The sequence below is a fragment of the Pseudoalteromonas sp. EB27 genome, from assembly GCF_001974875.1.
Lineage (GTDB): Bacteria > Pseudomonadota > Gammaproteobacteria > Enterobacterales > Alteromonadaceae > Pseudoalteromonas.
Window position 1 is genome coordinate 165,936 of the sequence record NZ_MTQD01000006.1, and the last position, 15,187, is coordinate 181,122.

The following is a 15,187-nucleotide window of genomic DNA, read 5'->3' on the forward strand; positions in this document are numbered from 1 at the left end:
TTTACAGCAGACTGTTTGTTTTTAGGCAAGGAAGATCATATGTAGCGTGGTTATTCCCCATAAATAGGTGATAACGCAGTATAAATGCCAAACATGAGCTGCCCTTTGAGTTCTTATAGGGACTATTAGCTCTTTGTTGCCTACATAGATGTCGGTAAGGGGCGTAAGCAGGACGCGGAAGCTTTGCTCGGCTTTTACTTATTCTTACATGGATGTAAGTCAGTAGAATAACGCAGGAGCAGTTATCGAGTCTACTAGGTTACAAACTTCGCGCTGCGATTAAATCGTCCCTAGATTGAGCGAATTTCGATCCACGAGATCAATGCGCCTTAGGAAAGGTGAGTTGATGATCAGCTACCATTACGCATTGCTATTAATTGCGCATAAAAAAGGCCGCATTTTAAATGCGGCCTTATAGTCTGTTCTAAGCGTGGGTGTTATTAACCTTTAACGGCTGCTTTAATTGCATCAATTGCTGTATCGATATCAATCATTAGCTTTTCACCTGTACGGCGGTTTTTAAGCTCAACTTTATTCTCGTCAAGGTTACGCTCACCAATTACTAGCGTAAATGGCACACCAATTAGCTCCATGTCATTAAACATAACGCCAGGGCGCTCTTTACGATCATCAAATAACACATCAAGACCTGCATCTTTTAAACCTTGGTAAAGGTTATTTGCTATATCAGGAATACGATGCGATTTGTGCATGTTCATTGGAACAATTGCTAAATCGAATGGCGCGATTGATTTTGGCCAAATGATCCCGTATTGATCGTTGTTCTGCTCAATAGCAGCGGCAACAATACGTGAAACACCAATACCGTAACAACCCATAGTCATGGTTTGGTTTTTACCACCTTCGTTTAACACGCCGGCTTTCATGGCTTCTGAGTATTTAGTGCCAAGTTGGAAAATATGCCCAACTTCAATACCGCGTTTAATTTGCAAAGTACCTTCACCACATGGACTCATATCGCCTTCAACAATATTACGAATATCAGCAACGTCGTAATCAGTTACGTCACGATCCCAGTTAATACCGCTGTAATGCTCGTCGTCTTTATTTGCACCGGCAACAAAATCAGCAAGTATGTTAGCTGTTCTATCAACAATAATAGGCATTGATAAGCCAACAGGGCCTAATGAGCCAGGCTTTGCGCCAATAGCAGCAACAATATCCGCCTCTGTTGCCATTTCAAGCGGAGAGTCTACTAATGGGTGTTTTTCAGCTTTTAGTTCATTTAATTCGTGATCGCCACGAAGTACTAAGGCAACTAAACCACGTACTTCATTTTCATCAGGCGTACCATAAACAATTAACGTTTTAACACCGCGATGTGGCTTAACACCGTAGTGTTTTTTAAGCTCGTTAATAGTTTTAGCGTCAGGTGTTGGAAACGCTTTAAGCTCTTTTGATGCTTCAGGGCGAGCTTCAATAGGTGCCAGTGCTTCAGCTTTTTCAATGTTAGCGGCGTAATCACTGCCATCACTAAATGCAATTGCATCTTCGCCCGATTCAGCAAGTACATGAAACTCATGCGATACGCTACCACCAATAGAGCCTGTATCGGCTATAACAGGGCGGTAATCAAGGCCTAAACGCTCAAAAATGTTACAGTATGCTTTGTGCATTGCTTGATAAGTTGCATCTAAACACTCTTCACTTAAGTGAAAAGAGTAGGCATCTTTCATTGTAAATTCACGAGCACGCATTACCCCAAAGCGAGGACGACGTTCGTCGCGTACTTTCGTTTGTACTTGGTATAAAGTAACCGGTAGTTGTTTGTAGCTGCTTATTTCTTTACGAACAAAATCTGTAATAACTTCTTCGTGTGTTGGGCCAAGTGCAAACGTACGGTTATGACGGTCTGTAAAGCGCATAAGCTCAGGACCAAATTCATTCCAACGACCAGACTCTTCCCACAAATCAGCAGGTTGAATAACAGGCATTAGCATTTCAATGGCGCCAGCTTTGTCCATTTCTTCACGTACAATGTTTTCTACTTTACGTAGCACGCGTAAACCAGAGGGTAACCAAGTGTATAAACCCGAAGCGACGCGACGGATCATACCGGCTCTAAGCATTAACTGATGCGATACAATTTCAGCATCTGATGGCGTTTCTTTAAGTGTTGCGAGTATATATTGGCTTGTACGCATGTTTTTTCCGAAATAGAGTAATTATATTCTTTTAATAGAGCTTAAGTTTACCAGCGGATGCTTTTACACTAAAGCGCTAAGTGAGTTATTTAGTTTTTTTCTATGCTTGTTACTAAGTTATGTGCATCATTAACCTGCCAGCGAATATTAAAGTCATAGAGAGTCATCCCGTAGCTTTGCATTTCTTCTTTTTGTTTTTTATAAGCAGGGCGAGGATCTTGTTTTAAAACATTGGTTATAAAATCATGTAAGTCTGGGTATTGTGTTTGGGCATTAACGAACTCAATTGCCTGAGGGCTAAATTCAACCGTCATTTGTGTTTCAGGGCGCGTGTCAGCAAAGCCAGCGCTTGCATCGGGCATTGAGTCTGAATAAGGCAAATACGGTTTTATATCAATGATTGGTGTGCCATCAAGTAAATCAATCCCAGCAAGTAATAAGCTAAGCTGTCCGTTTTTATATTCAATGCCTTCAAGTTTTACTGCGCTCATTCCAATCGCGTTGGGTCTAAATGTAGCGCGGGTAGCGAATACGCCTTTTCGCTCATTACCACCTAATCGTGGAGGGCGTACCATAGCAGAGTAACCTTTATCAGCTGTTTCGTGAAAACGAAATAGCAACCAAATATGAGTAAATTCATCGAGCCCGCGTACAAATTCTTCGCGATTAAAATCAGGTGCAAAAATAAGCTTTGCTTTAGCTTGGGGCACTAAACGCGGTTGCCTAGGTATAGCAAACTTTTGTTTATAAGGAGATTCAATGTGGCCAATAGCCGAAATGGTGTAATCGCTCATAGTACTCGGGTACAAATAAAATAGAGCGCTATTCTACCCGCATTTAGTCTTTATCGCATTAAGGTAAGAAAGTTTATTACTTATAAACCGCTCGGTTTAAATCTTTAATTAGACTGAATGGTTTATATGAGTGTATTAATTAAAAAGAGCCTGAAACAAAAAAGGTAAGCCCTTAGGCTTACCTTTTATACATGTTAAATATTAATTAAAACATGTACTGAACTGATACAGATGCTACATCCATATCTGGATCAATATCGTCATCAAGTTTGTAGCGTTCGTACTCTAAACGAAATTGTACATTTGTTGTAAGTGCGTATTCAATACCCGCACCATAAAACGCATCACCACCATCTGTAGAAGCTGTTACACCGCCTACTGGTAAATCTTGTGTGTAATCAGCATCCCATTCAAGCCAACCGCCTTTTGCATACACAGAAAAGCTCTCAGTGATAGGATAGCCCAAACGTGCGGCAAGCGATACGCCATCAATTTCAGCTTTGCTGTCGATATCACTCACTTCATCAAAGTTTTGATATGCAAGCTCTAAGCTTAAGTATTCATTAAATTGTGCACCAACGTAACCTTTAAGCATTTGTGCATCGTCGTCAAAATCAGTGTCGTTATCGCTATCTTCAAATTCAAAAGAATATTGACCGTAACCAATACCTGTGTAGATACGTGGAGAATCGAAATCAGAAATGTCAGCGTGTGCTGCAGAGTTAAAACCCATTGTTGCTAAAGCAAGTGCAGAAAGAGAAAGTGTTTTAATCATTGAATAGCTCCTTTAAAATAATTTAAATGTTTGATTAAACTTATCAAACGACAATTATCTAGTTGCAGCGAACATGCCAATTTTAAAAATGATATTAAAACGCCATAATAGCTACTTTTGTATTAGTTATTATGGCGTTTAGATTGTTTTATAAACAAAATGAACTTTTTGATGATTTTGTTTTCAAATATAAGTTGTATGTTTTACAAAACATTATGAGTTTTTTACATGCCTATAGGTATAGGATACATTCTTAAATGATTATTCTGGTATCTAAACTGTATGAAGCAAGTTTTCTGTTTCTATCGCAATTTCTTTCATTTTTATAGCGTAGTTTTCTAATTTAATATCTTCTTCGGTTACGGCTTTAAACGAAGGGACTTCTATTGGGTAGCCAGTTTCGTCCATAGCAATAAAACTAATAACACAGTGGTTTGTTTCTACCATGTTCTGTGTTTTTGGGTCGCCACATCTAACTTGAATAAATATTTGCATGCTACTTCTACCCGTATGGGCAATTTTAGCTTCTACTTCTACAATTTGGCCTACTAGAATAGGGCGTCTAAATTTAACACCTGCAACCGAAACCGTTACACAGTAATGACCACTCCAACCAGCAGCGCAGGCATAGCCTGCTTGGTCAATCCATTTCATGACGGCCCCACCATGAACTTTACCTCCGAAATTTACATCGGTAGGCTCTGCTAAAAAACGAAAAACAACTTTTGACGACGGCATAGATAATACTCATATTTATTAGAACTACTATTAGCATAACGTAAAAAAGGGGCCGAAGCCCCTGCAATTTAGGATATGTTTATAATTTATATGTAAAAATAGTACTTAAATACGTATCTAGCGCATAATTTAGTTACATATTCGGGTAGTTTGGTCCACCAGCGCCTTCAGGTGTTACCCATGTAATGTTTTGACTAGGGTCTTTAATATCACAGGTTTTACAATGCACACAGTTTTGAGCGTTTATAACAAACTCTTTACTGCCTTCTACTTCTTGCACTTCGTAAACGCCTGCTGGGCAATAACGCTGTGCAGGCTCATCAAATTTCAATAGATTTACGTTAATAGGGATTGACGGATCTTTGAGCTTTAAATGACACGGTTGTGACTCTTCGTGGTTAGTATTTGATAAAAACACACTTGAGAGTTTATCAAAGCTAAGGTGTCCATCTGGTTTTGGGTATGCAATTTTGTCAGCTGCGTTAGCATCAACAAGGGTAGAGTGATCGGGCGTATTATCTTTAAACGTAAAGGGTAAACCACCATTAAAAATGTTTTGATCAAGGGTATTGTACGCACCACCTAAAAATTTACCGAGTTTGTGCATAGCAGGGCCAAAGTTACGAGATTGATATAACTCTTTATATGCCCATGATTGCTCAAACGCAGTTTGATAATTAGTTAAATTGGTATTTGCTAACTCATTTTGCAATGCTTCAAAAATAACCTCTGCGGCAATCATTCCTGATTTCATTGCAGTGTGATTACCTTTAATTTTTGCAAAATTAAGAGTGCCTGCATCACACCCAACAAGTAAACCACCAGCAAAATGCATTTTTGGTAATGAATGCAAGCCACCTTTAGCAATAGCACGCGCACCGTAAGCAATACGTTCAGCGCCTTCAAGTACGTTTTTAAATACAGGATGGTGTTTCATTCGCTGAAACTCATCAAACGGGCTCAAATGTGGGTTTGAGTAATTTAAATCAACAATTAAACCAACAACAACTTGATTGTTTTCACTGTGATACATAAATGCACCACCATTAGTATCGCCGCTAAGTGGCCAACCTGTACCATGAACTACTTTGCCTAGCTCATGTTTACTTTCATCTATTTGCCAAATTTCTTTAAAGCCTAAACCGTAATGTTGTGGCGATGAATCTGCATCAAGTGCAAATTCATTAATTAGCTGCTTACCTAAATGTCCTCGGCAACCTTCAGCAAAAATAGTGTATTTTGCTCTAAGTTCCATGCCTGGCATGTAACCGTCTTTTTCATTACCGTCTTTGTCGACTCCCATATCGCCAGTAATAATGCCTTTTACTGCTTTATCTTCAATTATTAAAGAGTGAGCACTAAATCCTGGGAATATCTCTACGCCTAAGTTTTCAGCTTGCTCTGCAAGCCATCGACATACATTACCCATAGACACAATGTAGTTACCATCATTATGGAATGTTTTAGGCGTAGCAAAGTGGGGGATAGATGTCGCTTTTTGCTCATTATTAAACCAATAAATTTCATCGTTAGTTACTTTGGTTGTAACAGGGGCGCCCAGTTCTTGCCAACTTGGTAGTAGCTCATCCAAAGCTTTGGTTTCAAATACAGCACCAGATAGTACATGTGCACCCACTTCAGAACCTTTTTCGACTACGCAAATCATGCACTCTTGTTGTTTTTCTTGTGCTAATTGCGCGAGTTTAATTGCACTTGAAAGCCCAGCAGGTCCTGCACCAACAATTACTACATCAAATTCCATGGTTTCACGTTCGACCATAATAACCTCTTTATCTATGACGGACTTATTCGAATGTTTACTACGCATTTAAATAAGGTGTACAGCTTATTTATAACCTTGCAAATTAAACGTTACAGACTGTGAATAGTTAAAGGTTATTTTAGGTTGACGTTTACGTCAACAGGAAGTAGTCTAATTTCATAAAATAAATAGGTTGACGTGCACGTCACCTTGTAGGTTTCAATAATTATGGAGTTCCTATGAAAGTTCTCGTACCAATAAAAAGAGTGATTGATTACAACGTAAAAGCACGCGTTAAAAGTGACAACAGCGACGTTGATTTAACAAACGTAAAAATGGCAATGAACCCGTTTTGTGAAATTGCTATAGAAGAAGCCATTCGCCTTAAAGAAGCCGGTACGGCCAGCGAAGTTGTTGCTGTTACTATTGGTCCCAAAGCATCGCAAGAGCAATTACGCACAGCACTAGCACTGGGTGCCGACAAAGCCATTCACATCGAAACCGATGAAAAGCTCGAATCACTCCATATTGCAAAGCTACTCGCTAAAATTGTAGAGCAAGAATCTCCTGAACTTGTAATTTTAGGTAAACAGTCAATCGATTCAGATAATAACCAGACAGGTCAAATGCTAGCGGCTTTAACTAAACGTGGCCAAGGTACATTTGCATCCAAGGTTGTTATTGAAAATGGCAAAGTAAACGTGACCCGCGAAGTTGATGGGGGCCTGCAAACGGTAGCACTTAACTTACCGGCGGTTGTTACAACCGATTTACGCTTAAACGAGCCTCGCTATGCATCACTGCCAAATATTATGAAAGCCAAACGTAAGCCGCTTGAAGTAATAGCAGCTGATTCGCTTGGTGTTGATTTAACACCGCGAATTCAATTAATAAGCGTAGAAGAGCCAGCTAAACGCACCGCAGGAATTATTGTTGAAGACGTTGCACAGCTTGTAGAAAAATTAAAAACAGAGGCAAAGGTGATTTAAATGAAAACACTCGTAATTGCAGAGCACGACAACGGTGCCTTAAAACCAGAAACCTCAAAAACTATTAACGCTGCAGTAAAAATGGGTTTTCCTGTTGATGTACTTATTGCAGGTAACAACTTAAGTGCAATGAGCTCACACGTTGCTAGCATTGATGGCGTAGATAATGTTTTAGTTGCCGATAATAGCGTTTATGAACATCAGTTAGCTGAGAGCATGGCCGATTTAGTTTTATCGCTTAGCGATGACTACAGCCACATTGTTGCAAGTGCAACGACAACAGGCAAAAACTTTATGCCACGTGTTGCCGCGCTTTTAGATGTTGCGCAAATTTCTGAAATTATCGCAGTAGTGGACGCAGATACATTTAAACGACCTATTTATGCAGGTAATGCAATCGCCACGGTTAAATCACTCGATAGTAAAAAAGTAATTACCGTACGTGCCAGTAGCTTTGATTTACAAGGTGAGCAATCAGCTGTTGCTATAACAAATGTAGATACAGTATCAGATTCGCAATTAAGCAGCTTTGTAAGTGTTGAGCAAACAGAATCAGAACGCCCTGAGCTTACAGCTGCTAGTGTGGTCATATCGGGTGGTCGCGGTATGCAAAACGGCGAAAACTTTGCATTACTTAATGGTATTGCCGATAAACTAGGTGCAGCTATTGGCGCATCGCGTGCAGCAGTTGATGCAGGCTTTGTACCTAACGACATGCAAGTAGGGCAAACAGGTAAAATTGTAGCGCCTAACTTATATATTGCAGTAGGTATCAGCGGTGCTATTCAGCATTTAGCGGGCATGAAAGACTCAAAAGTAATCGTTGCGATTAATAAAGATCCTGACGCACCTATTTTTCAAGTTGCAGATTACGGTCTAGTGGCTGATTTATTTGAAGTGCTACCTCAGCTTGAAGGCGCTTTATAACGCTTAATTAAGCAAAATTTATTCTGGTTGAAAGCCGTGGTGCTCTTAGAGTGCTGCGGCTTTTTTATACGGTAAATTAAAAACACAAAAAAACCAGCCAATTGGCTGGTTTTTAGTATTTATAAACGGCTAACTTAGTATTAGTAAGTTGCGCTGCCTTTAGTACGAGGGAAGGCAATAACATCACGTACGTTGCCCATACCTGTTACATAAGCAACCAAGCGTTCAAAGCCTAAACCAAAGCCTGAATGTGGCACGCTACCGTATTTACGTAAATCGCGGTACCAGCTGTAATCTTCTTTGTTTAAGCCCATTTCTTCTAGGCGTGCATCAAGTACATCAAGGCGCTCTTCACGTTGTGAACCACCAATGATCTCACCAATACCTGGTGCTACTACGTCCATTGCAGCAACGGTTTTTCCGTCTTCGTTTTGGCGCATGTAAAATGCTTTAATATCGCGCGGGTAGTTTTTAATAACTACCGGTGCTTTAAAGTGTTCTTCAGCTAAGTAACGTTCGTGCTCAGACTGTAAATCAACACCCCATTCAACAGCGTACTCAAACTTTTTACCACACGTTTTAAGGATTTCTACAGCGTCTGTGTAATCAACTTGTGCGAAGTCTTTATCTACAAATTCTTCTAAGCGAGTAATTGCGGTTTTTTCTACACGTTGTGCAAAAAATTCCATGTCATCACGGCGCTCTTCAAGTACAGCTTTAAATACATACTTAAGCATGTTTTCAGCAAGTTTTGCGATGTCTTCTAAATCAGCAAACGCAACTTCAGGTTCTACCATCCAAAATTCTGCAAGGTGGCGAGATGTATTTGAATTTTCTGCACGGAATGTTGGGCCAAACGTGTAAATTTTTGACATTGCAGACGCGTAAGTTTCGCCGTTTAATTGGCCAGATACAGTAAGGAATGCTTCTTTACCGAAGAAATCTTCGCTGTAATCAACTTCGCCTTTATCTGTAAGCGGTAAGTTTTGCATATCAAGCGTAGACACACGGAACATTTCGCCAGCACCTTCACAGTCACTTGCCGTAATGATTGGCGTGCTGATCCAGTAAAAGCCTTGCTCGTGGTAAAAACGGTGAATAGCTTGTGCTAAACAGTTACGTACACGTGTTACTGCGCCAATCATGTTTGTACGAGGGCGAAGGTGAGCATGCTCACGTAAGTACTCAATGCTGTGGCGCTTTGCCGACATTGGGTATGAATCTGGATTCTCTACCCAACCTAATACAGTCACAGTGTTAGCTTGAATTTCGTAAGATTGACCTTGGCCAGCAGATTGTACTAAAACACCAGTAACCGACACAGAACAACCGGCTGTTAAGCTAGTAACTTCATCATAATTATTCAGTGAATTAGGAACTACCGCTTGAATAGGATCAAAACACGAACCGTCATGAACGGCTAAAAATGAAATTCCTGCTTTTGAATCGCGGCGAGTACGGATCCAGCCCTTAATTGTTACTTGGCTGTCTACCGCAACATTGCCTTTTAATAGCTCTGAAATCGCTAAATGGCTCATCTTCACTCCAATGATATAAGTTGCCTAACTATTTTATTTTAACTGTGCGCAACACTCGGGCATAAATTGCACATAAACGGCGCTGCACTTGAACCCTGTATCTTACCTAGTAAAGTTGAATAAAAAAACTATTGTGGGCAACTCTTTAAAAGTTTTTATGCATGCGGTTTATTTTTAAACAGTTTTTAGAGTTTAATTGCCACTATTATGATTTGTTGCTCTTAAATTTAATGATTTTGTGGCATTATTAACAAACAAATCAAATTAATATTTATTCACACTTAAAAAATCGATGCTATGAAACAAGTTTTTATTTTACGAGGACTACCAGGAAGCGGTAAGTCTTATTATGCGCAAAGCCTTGCTGACGAATTAGGTGGAGTTGACGAAAGCCAATACCTAATCTGCTCAACTGATGATTACTTTATTAATGAGCAGGGCGAATATCATTTCGATAAATTTAAATTGTCGCAATTTCATAATTTAAATTTAGCGCGTTTTATAAATGCACTTGCTCAAGGTATGCCATTGGTAATTGTAGATAACACCAATATTAAAAAGTGGGAATTTATAGCTTACTCTCAAGCTGCTGTTGCTCTAGGTTATCAAGTAAAAGAAGTGATAGTGGGTGAAGTGAAAGACAAGTCAATGCAGCACTTATATGCTAAGCGTAATTCTCATAATGTCCCGCTTAAAACAATAAGTAAAATGGCTTACATGTTTGAGTGGTAGTGCTAAATTTTAGACAGCACGTCTAAATCATTTTGAGTTATAGCATCTAAATGAGCAGTGATTTTTTCATTGCTCCAATCCCACCAAGCTATATCTAGCAGCGTATTTATTGTTTTATCGTCAAATCTGTTTTTTATCACTTTAGCGGGGTTTCCACCCACAACGCTATAAGCAGGTACATCGCAGGTGACAACTGATTTACTGGCAATAATAGCGCCGCTGCCAATTTTTACCCCGGGCATAATTGTAGCGTTATAACCAATCCAAACATCATGACCAATTTCTGTATTACCTTTAAAGGGTAAATCATTTGATTTTGGTGCAGATTTTTCCCAGCCATTACCAAATATAAAAAAGGGATAGGTAGAAAAGCCAGAAGTTTGATGGTTAGCACCATTCATTATAAAATTAACGTCTTTAGCAATGGCGCAAAATTTCCCGATAATGAGACGGTCACCTATAAAATCGAAATGGTAAAGCACATTTTTTTCAAAGTTCTCAGGCCCATCAGGATCGTCATAATAAGTATAATCGCCTACTTCAATATTGGCGGAAGTAATAAAGTTTTTTAAAAAACCTACTTGAGGAAAACCTTCCATTGGTGAAGGATTATTTGGGTTTGGTCCATTCATGGGGTTTCCTCTAATTAATTATGGACGTGTTATTTTTCAGCATACTTTTGTTTAATCGCTAGAATCTCTTCTTGAACTGCAAAAAAAGCATCCACTACTGCGGGATCAAAGTGATTACCACTACCATCTTTAATAATGGCAAATGTTTTTTCTTGTGAAAATGATTTTTTATAAGGACGCTTTGATGAGAGAGCATCAAATACATCGGCAATAGCAACTACGCGTGCTGAAATTGGAATTTCATTACCTTTTAAGCCATCAGGATAACCTGAGCCGTCCCATTTTTCGTGATGTGAACGGGCAATAATTTCACCTAGTTTAATAACTTCTGAATCAGAACCTGAAAGTATATTAGCGCCTACAACGGTATGCTGTTTCATTATTTCCCATTCTGCAGCATCTAATTGACCGGCTTTTAGCAAGATATGGTCAGGTGTAGATATTTTTCCGAGATCATGCATAGATGCCGAAAATAAAATATTTTCAACTGTTGTCTCATCTAATCCAAAGCTGCGTGCAACGGCTTCCGAATATAAGCTCATGCGTTTAATATGCGCTCCGGTCTCTTCATCTTTATATTCAGCAGCTTTAGTTAGCCTATTAATTGTTTCGAGTGAAGCTTCTTTTAGGCTTAGCATTGCTTGCTTTAATGATTCTGTTCTTTGGGCAACTTCCGCTTCTAGTTGTTTCTGATAATTTGTTCTTAAATCATTATAGTCTTTAATCTTTAGAAGAGACTTAACGCGTGATAACAGCTCATTTTTATCAACAGGCTTTGTAATAAAGTCATCGCAACCAGCATCAATGCCTTTAACTCGCTCTTTTGTCTCTCTTAAAGCGGTAATAAGGACGATAGGCAATAGCTTTAATAAAGCGTCTCCACGTACACGACGTGTTACTTCAAAGCCGTTCATACCCGGCATCATAATATCGAGTAAAATAAGATCAATAGGCTGATTTGCTAAAATGTCTAATGCTTGTTGACCACCAGTAGCTGTTACCGTTTTATATCCTTTTGGTTCTAGATACGCTTGCATGAGTTCTATATTTTGAAGGTTATCATCTACAATCAAAATTACTGGGTGATCTTTCATTAACTTTTCCTTGTGCATTGAAGCTTAAATTTAAAATTATTATTACTTTATATATGAGCTAATTTCTTTTGCGAATGTACGCGTATTTATAGGTTTAGAAATATATGCGCTGTTAGGAATACACAGTAATTGGTCTATATCTGCGGGTAAAACAGAAGCCGTAACAAAAATGATAGGAATATTTGCCGTTTCTATTTCATCTCGCAAAATTTTAGCAATTTCTGTCCCAGACATATCTGGGAGTTGAACATCTAATATAATTACTTCCGGGATTTCACGTCTTATTGTTAAAAGTGCATCCTTTGCATTCATAGCAGTAAACACTTTAAAATTTGCCATGAGTAAGAGATCTTTCTCTAACAATAAATTATTGGCATTATCGTCAACTACAACTATTTTGGTTTTCATTATTCTTTACCATCTGCTTTTGTTTAATAGGCAAAGTGATACGAACCGATGTGCCCTTGTTGACACCTTCAGATTCAATAACAAATTCGCCCCCATGCAACTTAACTAGACTTTTTGCAATAGGCAGTCCTAGCCCTGTACCTTCTGTTAATCTAGAGTAGGGAGTTTCAATGCGAAAAAAACCTTCAAATATTTTTTCCATATTTTCAGCAGCTATACCTATACCCGTATCCCAAATTGTTATCTCTATTTCAGTATCTGTATGTCGTGTTTTGACACCAATTTGACCCTCATCGGGTGTAAACTTCACTGCATTTGAAAGCAAATTATAAAGTATCTGTTTAACCTTAAGGGAGTCTGCTTCAATTGGTGGCAAGTCATCAGCAATTTCAAGGCACATATCCAGTTGCTTCTGATTAGCTGTATCTGCTGTAAGGCCTGTAATTTCGTATAATACTTGGCGTATCGGTAGGTGAGAAATAGTAAGGGTCATTTTACCGGCTTCAATTTTAGCCATGTCCAATATTTCGTTAATAAGTAACAACAAATGTTTGCCGCTCACCAATACATTTTTGACATATTGTTTTTGTTTGTCGTTTAAAGTGCCGAATGTTTCATCGTAAAGCACTTCAGAAAATCCATTAATAGAATTAAGTGGGGTTCTAAGTTCATGCGACATATTAGCTAAAAACTCAGACTTTACTCGTGCAGCACTTTCTAAATCGTTTGTTAATACCTCAAGTTCTTTATTTGCTTTTACTAACCCTTCTTGAATCGCATTACGTTCGGTAATATCTTCGATAGACAATAAAATTATGCGATCTTTTGACTGAGTGCGTTTAATTTGCCTTGCGTTGAGCAGCATTGTACGCCAACCAATTGTTTTAAAATTGTGCTCAACTTTATAATCATCAAAACTCGTTTTTTGAGGCAATATCGTTTCTAGTAATTCACGCAGCTTGGGAATGTTCCATTGATTATTACCAAGGTTGTATATTAACTTTCCAACGGTGTCTTTGTGATTAGCGCGAAAAAACTCATAAAATGAGCGACTCGCTGTTACTACTCTTAAGTGCTGGTCTAAAACAATTAGTGGCTCACGAACTGTATTTACAATACTTTCAGAGTATTCTAATAGTTCTTTCTTGGTACTTATTTTATTCACTATCTAGTTCCTTTGTACCATTAAGGGCTGAACAACTTTATAAACGTTTAAAGGATAATTAAGGTTCAGGAATGCTGTGATTATAGCTTTATTTTTATAATACGTTCGCTAAAAGCAATGCTTAATAATGTGTTTTGATGTGTGTGTGTGGTTTCAACTAATATAAAAGGCGTAACTTGATAAGCGATATCTGAGAGGAACTATTTGAACATTAATCTTTGTTCAGTAAACAGCAACAGCTGATTAATAGCAAGAGGTTCATAAATTAACCTGCATATTATTGTTGTTTATTGACTATGGTGAGTTTTTTAAAGGCAAAAGGTATTAGTTTTAAGCGCAACAGGCTTTTACGGGGAGCGTATTTAAACTGAATTTTGGGTCTAAATAGCAAGTATTGATGTAGGTATTAGTGTTTAAATTAATACCTACATCAATATTTCTATCAGTCTGTAGATTTATAAACCGCTAGTGGGTGGGATGTACTTAGTGATACATGTACTTCATCGCCAGGGTTTACCACAACTTCATGGCTTACTCGACTAGTTACAACAGTAGAGCACGCAAGTTTTACAGCGCACAAGCGGCTGCCACCTTCAAAGCGTACCCAAATAACTTCGCCGTTACTGCCAACACTGCTTTGAACGAGTAATACATCGTCTGGTCGAAGTAGTACATCAACGTCGCCACTTTCACAGTCAACGCCATGAGCGGGAGCATTACCAATTGAAGTAGTGGCTTGTCCTTGGCTAAATTGGCCGCTAATAAAGCTCGCCTCACCTAAAAAACGTGCCACAAAGCGATTGTTTGGGGTACTAAAGCAGCGCTCTGGCGTATCAATTTGTTGAATTTCACCGCCTTTTAAAACGCCAACACGATCGCCAACAGAAAGTGCCTCTTCTTGGTCATGTGTTACCCAAATAGCAGGTACGCCAGCGGCTTTAAGTGCGTTTCTAATATCCCAGCGAAGCATGTCTTTAAGGGCAGCATCTAAGTTAGAAAGCGGCTCATCAAGTAATACAAAGTCAGGCTGGTGGGCAAGGGTGCGTGCAAGTGCGACGCGCTGCTTTTGGCCGCCAGAAAGCGTTGCTGGTTTTTTATCTCTAAAATCGCTCAGTCCAAGTAGGTTTATCCAATACTCAGCAGGGGCTGTATCTTTTAATCTAAAGCAAATGTTTTGCTGTACGGTTAAGTGCGGAAATAACGCAAAATCTTGAAACACCATACCTACACTGCGTTTTTCAGGAGGTATGGTTAATTTAGGTGTAGCACGCCATTTACCCGTGTTTATTTCGCCTTCGCTAATAGGTATAAGGCCCGCAAGGGCTTGTAAAATTGTACTTTTACCACAACCTGTTGGCCCTACAAGCATAAGAATTTCATTTTCACCAAGCGAAAAGTTTAAATCGCTTACTACGCGGTTACTGCCATAATCTATAGACAACTGACTTACAGATAGCATTGTTTTTAA

General features: G+C 38.9%; 14 protein-coding genes. 3 read left to right on the top strand and 11 right to left on the bottom strand.

Annotated elements, in window-relative coordinates; genetic code table 11:
* Positions 1–440: 440 nt before the first annotated feature.
* The 5 genes from BW142_RS08750 to BW142_RS08770 form a co-directional block, all read right to left on the bottom strand.
* The gene (locus BW142_RS08750) at positions 441–2,165 is read right to left on the bottom strand and encodes a proline--tRNA ligase (protein WP_024599556.1); all 1,725 of its coding nucleotides are present in this window, start codon (positions 2,163–2,165) and stop codon (positions 441–443) included.
* A gap of 89 nt (positions 2,166–2,254) precedes the next feature.
* Positions 2,255–2,959, bottom strand: coding sequence for a tRNA (N6-threonylcarbamoyladenosine(37)-N6)-methyltransferase TrmO (tsaA, locus tag BW142_RS08755; protein WP_076924605.1), 705 nt, complete (start codon positions 2,957–2,959; stop codon positions 2,255–2,257).
* 205 nt (positions 2,960–3,164) lie between these two features.
* Entirely contained in the window at positions 3,165–3,734 is a 570-nt protein-coding gene (locus BW142_RS08760) for an outer membrane beta-barrel protein (protein ID WP_024599554.1), read from the bottom strand.
* A 273-nt stretch (positions 3,735–4,007) separates the two neighbouring features.
* Positions 4,008–4,472, bottom strand: coding sequence for an acyl-CoA thioesterase (locus tag BW142_RS08765; RefSeq protein ID WP_007586808.1), 465 nt, complete (start codon positions 4,470–4,472; stop codon positions 4,008–4,010).
* A 133-nt stretch (positions 4,473–4,605) separates the two neighbouring features.
* Positions 4,606–6,252 carry an electron transfer flavoprotein-ubiquinone oxidoreductase gene (locus tag BW142_RS08770; protein WP_076924606.1) on the bottom strand — a complete coding sequence of 549 codons (1,647 nt, stop codon included), beginning with the start codon at positions 6,250–6,252 and terminating at the stop codon, positions 4,606–4,608.
* A 221-nt stretch (positions 6,253–6,473) separates the two neighbouring features.
* On the opposite strand from BW142_RS08770, the gene BW142_RS08775 reads away from it, so the two are divergent.
* Positions 6,474–7,223 carry an electron transfer flavoprotein subunit beta/FixA family protein gene (locus tag BW142_RS08775; RefSeq protein WP_076924607.1) on the top strand — a complete coding sequence of 250 codons (750 nt, stop codon included), beginning with the start codon at positions 6,474–6,476 and terminating at the stop codon, positions 7,221–7,223.
* On the top strand, positions 7,224–8,150 hold the full coding sequence (locus tag BW142_RS08780; protein WP_076924608.1) for an FAD-binding protein: 927 nt from the start codon (positions 7,224–7,226) through the stop codon (positions 8,148–8,150). It begins immediately after the preceding gene.
* A gap of 140 nt (positions 8,151–8,290) precedes the next feature.
* Here the strand turns inward: BW142_RS08780 and asnS are convergent, their stop codons facing one another.
* Entirely contained in the window at positions 8,291–9,688 is a 1,398-nt protein-coding gene (gene asnS, locus BW142_RS08785; RefSeq protein WP_007586801.1) for an asparagine--tRNA ligase, read from the bottom strand.
* A 297-nt stretch (positions 9,689–9,985) separates the two neighbouring features.
* Between asnS and BW142_RS08790 the strand changes: the two genes are divergently transcribed.
* Positions 9,986–10,420 carry an ATP-binding protein gene (locus BW142_RS08790; RefSeq protein ID WP_024599550.1) on the top strand — a complete coding sequence of 145 codons (435 nt, stop codon included), beginning with the start codon at positions 9,986–9,988 and terminating at the stop codon, positions 10,418–10,420.
* Positions 10,421–10,422: 2 nt separating this feature from the next.
* Here BW142_RS08790 and BW142_RS08795 read toward each other — a convergent pair whose 3' ends face one another.
* From BW142_RS08795 to BW142_RS08815, 5 genes are all read right to left on the bottom strand, one after another.
* Positions 10,423–11,052 (bottom strand): Vat family streptogramin A O-acetyltransferase, encoded by a 630-nt coding sequence (locus BW142_RS08795; RefSeq protein ID WP_076924609.1) that lies wholly within the window; start codon positions 11,050–11,052, stop codon positions 10,423–10,425.
* Between the two features lie 29 nt (positions 11,053–11,081).
* On the bottom strand, positions 11,082–12,146 hold the full coding sequence (locus BW142_RS08800) for an HD domain-containing phosphohydrolase (RefSeq protein ID WP_024599548.1): 1,065 nt from the start codon (positions 12,144–12,146) through the stop codon (positions 11,082–11,084).
* A gap of 42 nt (positions 12,147–12,188) precedes the next feature.
* Positions 12,189–12,554, bottom strand: a complete 366-nt coding sequence (locus BW142_RS08805) for a response regulator (protein ID WP_076924610.1) — start codon at positions 12,552–12,554, stop codon at positions 12,189–12,191.
* Positions 12,529–13,719, bottom strand: coding sequence for a PAS domain-containing sensor histidine kinase (locus BW142_RS08810; protein WP_076924611.1), 1,191 nt, complete (start codon positions 13,717–13,719; stop codon positions 12,529–12,531). Before BW142_RS08810 ends, BW142_RS08805 begins: the two co-directional genes overlap by 26 nt.
* A gap of 442 nt (positions 13,720–14,161) precedes the next feature.
* The gene (locus BW142_RS08815; RefSeq protein WP_076924612.1) at positions 14,162–15,178 is read right to left on the bottom strand and encodes an ABC transporter ATP-binding protein; all 1,017 of its coding nucleotides are present in this window, start codon (positions 15,176–15,178) and stop codon (positions 14,162–14,164) included.
* Between the last annotated feature and the right edge of the window lie 9 nt (positions 15,179–15,187).

Excerpts from the sequence above, each read along its gene's own strand:
- asnS (WP_007586801.1), bottom strand. The coding sequence starts at position 9,688 with ATGAGCCATTTAGCGATTTCAGAGCTATTAAAAGGCAATGTTGCGGTA.
- BW142_RS08770 (WP_076924606.1), bottom strand. The coding sequence starts at position 6,252 with ATGGTCGAACGTGAAACCATGGAATTTGATGTAGTAATTGTTGGTGCA.
- BW142_RS08795 (WP_076924609.1), bottom strand. The coding sequence starts at position 11,052 with ATGAATGGACCAAACCCAAATAATCCTTCACCAATGGAAGGTTTTCCT.
- BW142_RS08780 (WP_076924608.1), top strand. The coding sequence starts at position 7,224 with ATGAAAACACTCGTAATTGCAGAGCACGACAACGGTGCCTTAAAACCA.
- BW142_RS08790 (WP_024599550.1), top strand. The coding sequence starts at position 9,986 with ATGAAACAAGTTTTTATTTTACGAGGACTACCAGGAAGCGGTAAGTCT.
- BW142_RS08760 (WP_024599554.1), bottom strand. The coding sequence starts at position 3,734 with ATGATTAAAACACTTTCTCTTTCTGCACTTGCTTTAGCAACAATGGGT.
- tsaA (WP_076924605.1), bottom strand. The coding sequence starts at position 2,959 with ATGAGCGATTACACCATTTCGGCTATTGGCCACATTGAATCTCCTTAT.
- BW142_RS08750 (WP_024599556.1), bottom strand. The coding sequence starts at position 2,165 with ATGCGTACAAGCCAATATATACTCGCAACACTTAAAGAAACGCCATCA.
- BW142_RS08800 (WP_024599548.1), bottom strand. The coding sequence starts at position 12,146 with ATGAAAGATCACCCAGTAATTTTGATTGTAGATGATAACCTTCAAAAT.
- BW142_RS08805 (WP_076924610.1), bottom strand. The coding sequence starts at position 12,554 with ATGAAAACCAAAATAGTTGTAGTTGACGATAATGCCAATAATTTATTG.
- BW142_RS08815 (WP_076924612.1), bottom strand. The coding sequence starts at position 15,178 with ATGCTATCTGTAAGTCAGTTGTCTATAGATTATGGCAGTAACCGCGTA.
- BW142_RS08765 (WP_007586808.1), bottom strand. The coding sequence starts at position 4,472 with ATGCCGTCGTCAAAAGTTGTTTTTCGTTTTTTAGCAGAGCCTACCGAT.
- BW142_RS08775 (WP_076924607.1), top strand. The coding sequence starts at position 6,474 with ATGAAAGTTCTCGTACCAATAAAAAGAGTGATTGATTACAACGTAAAA.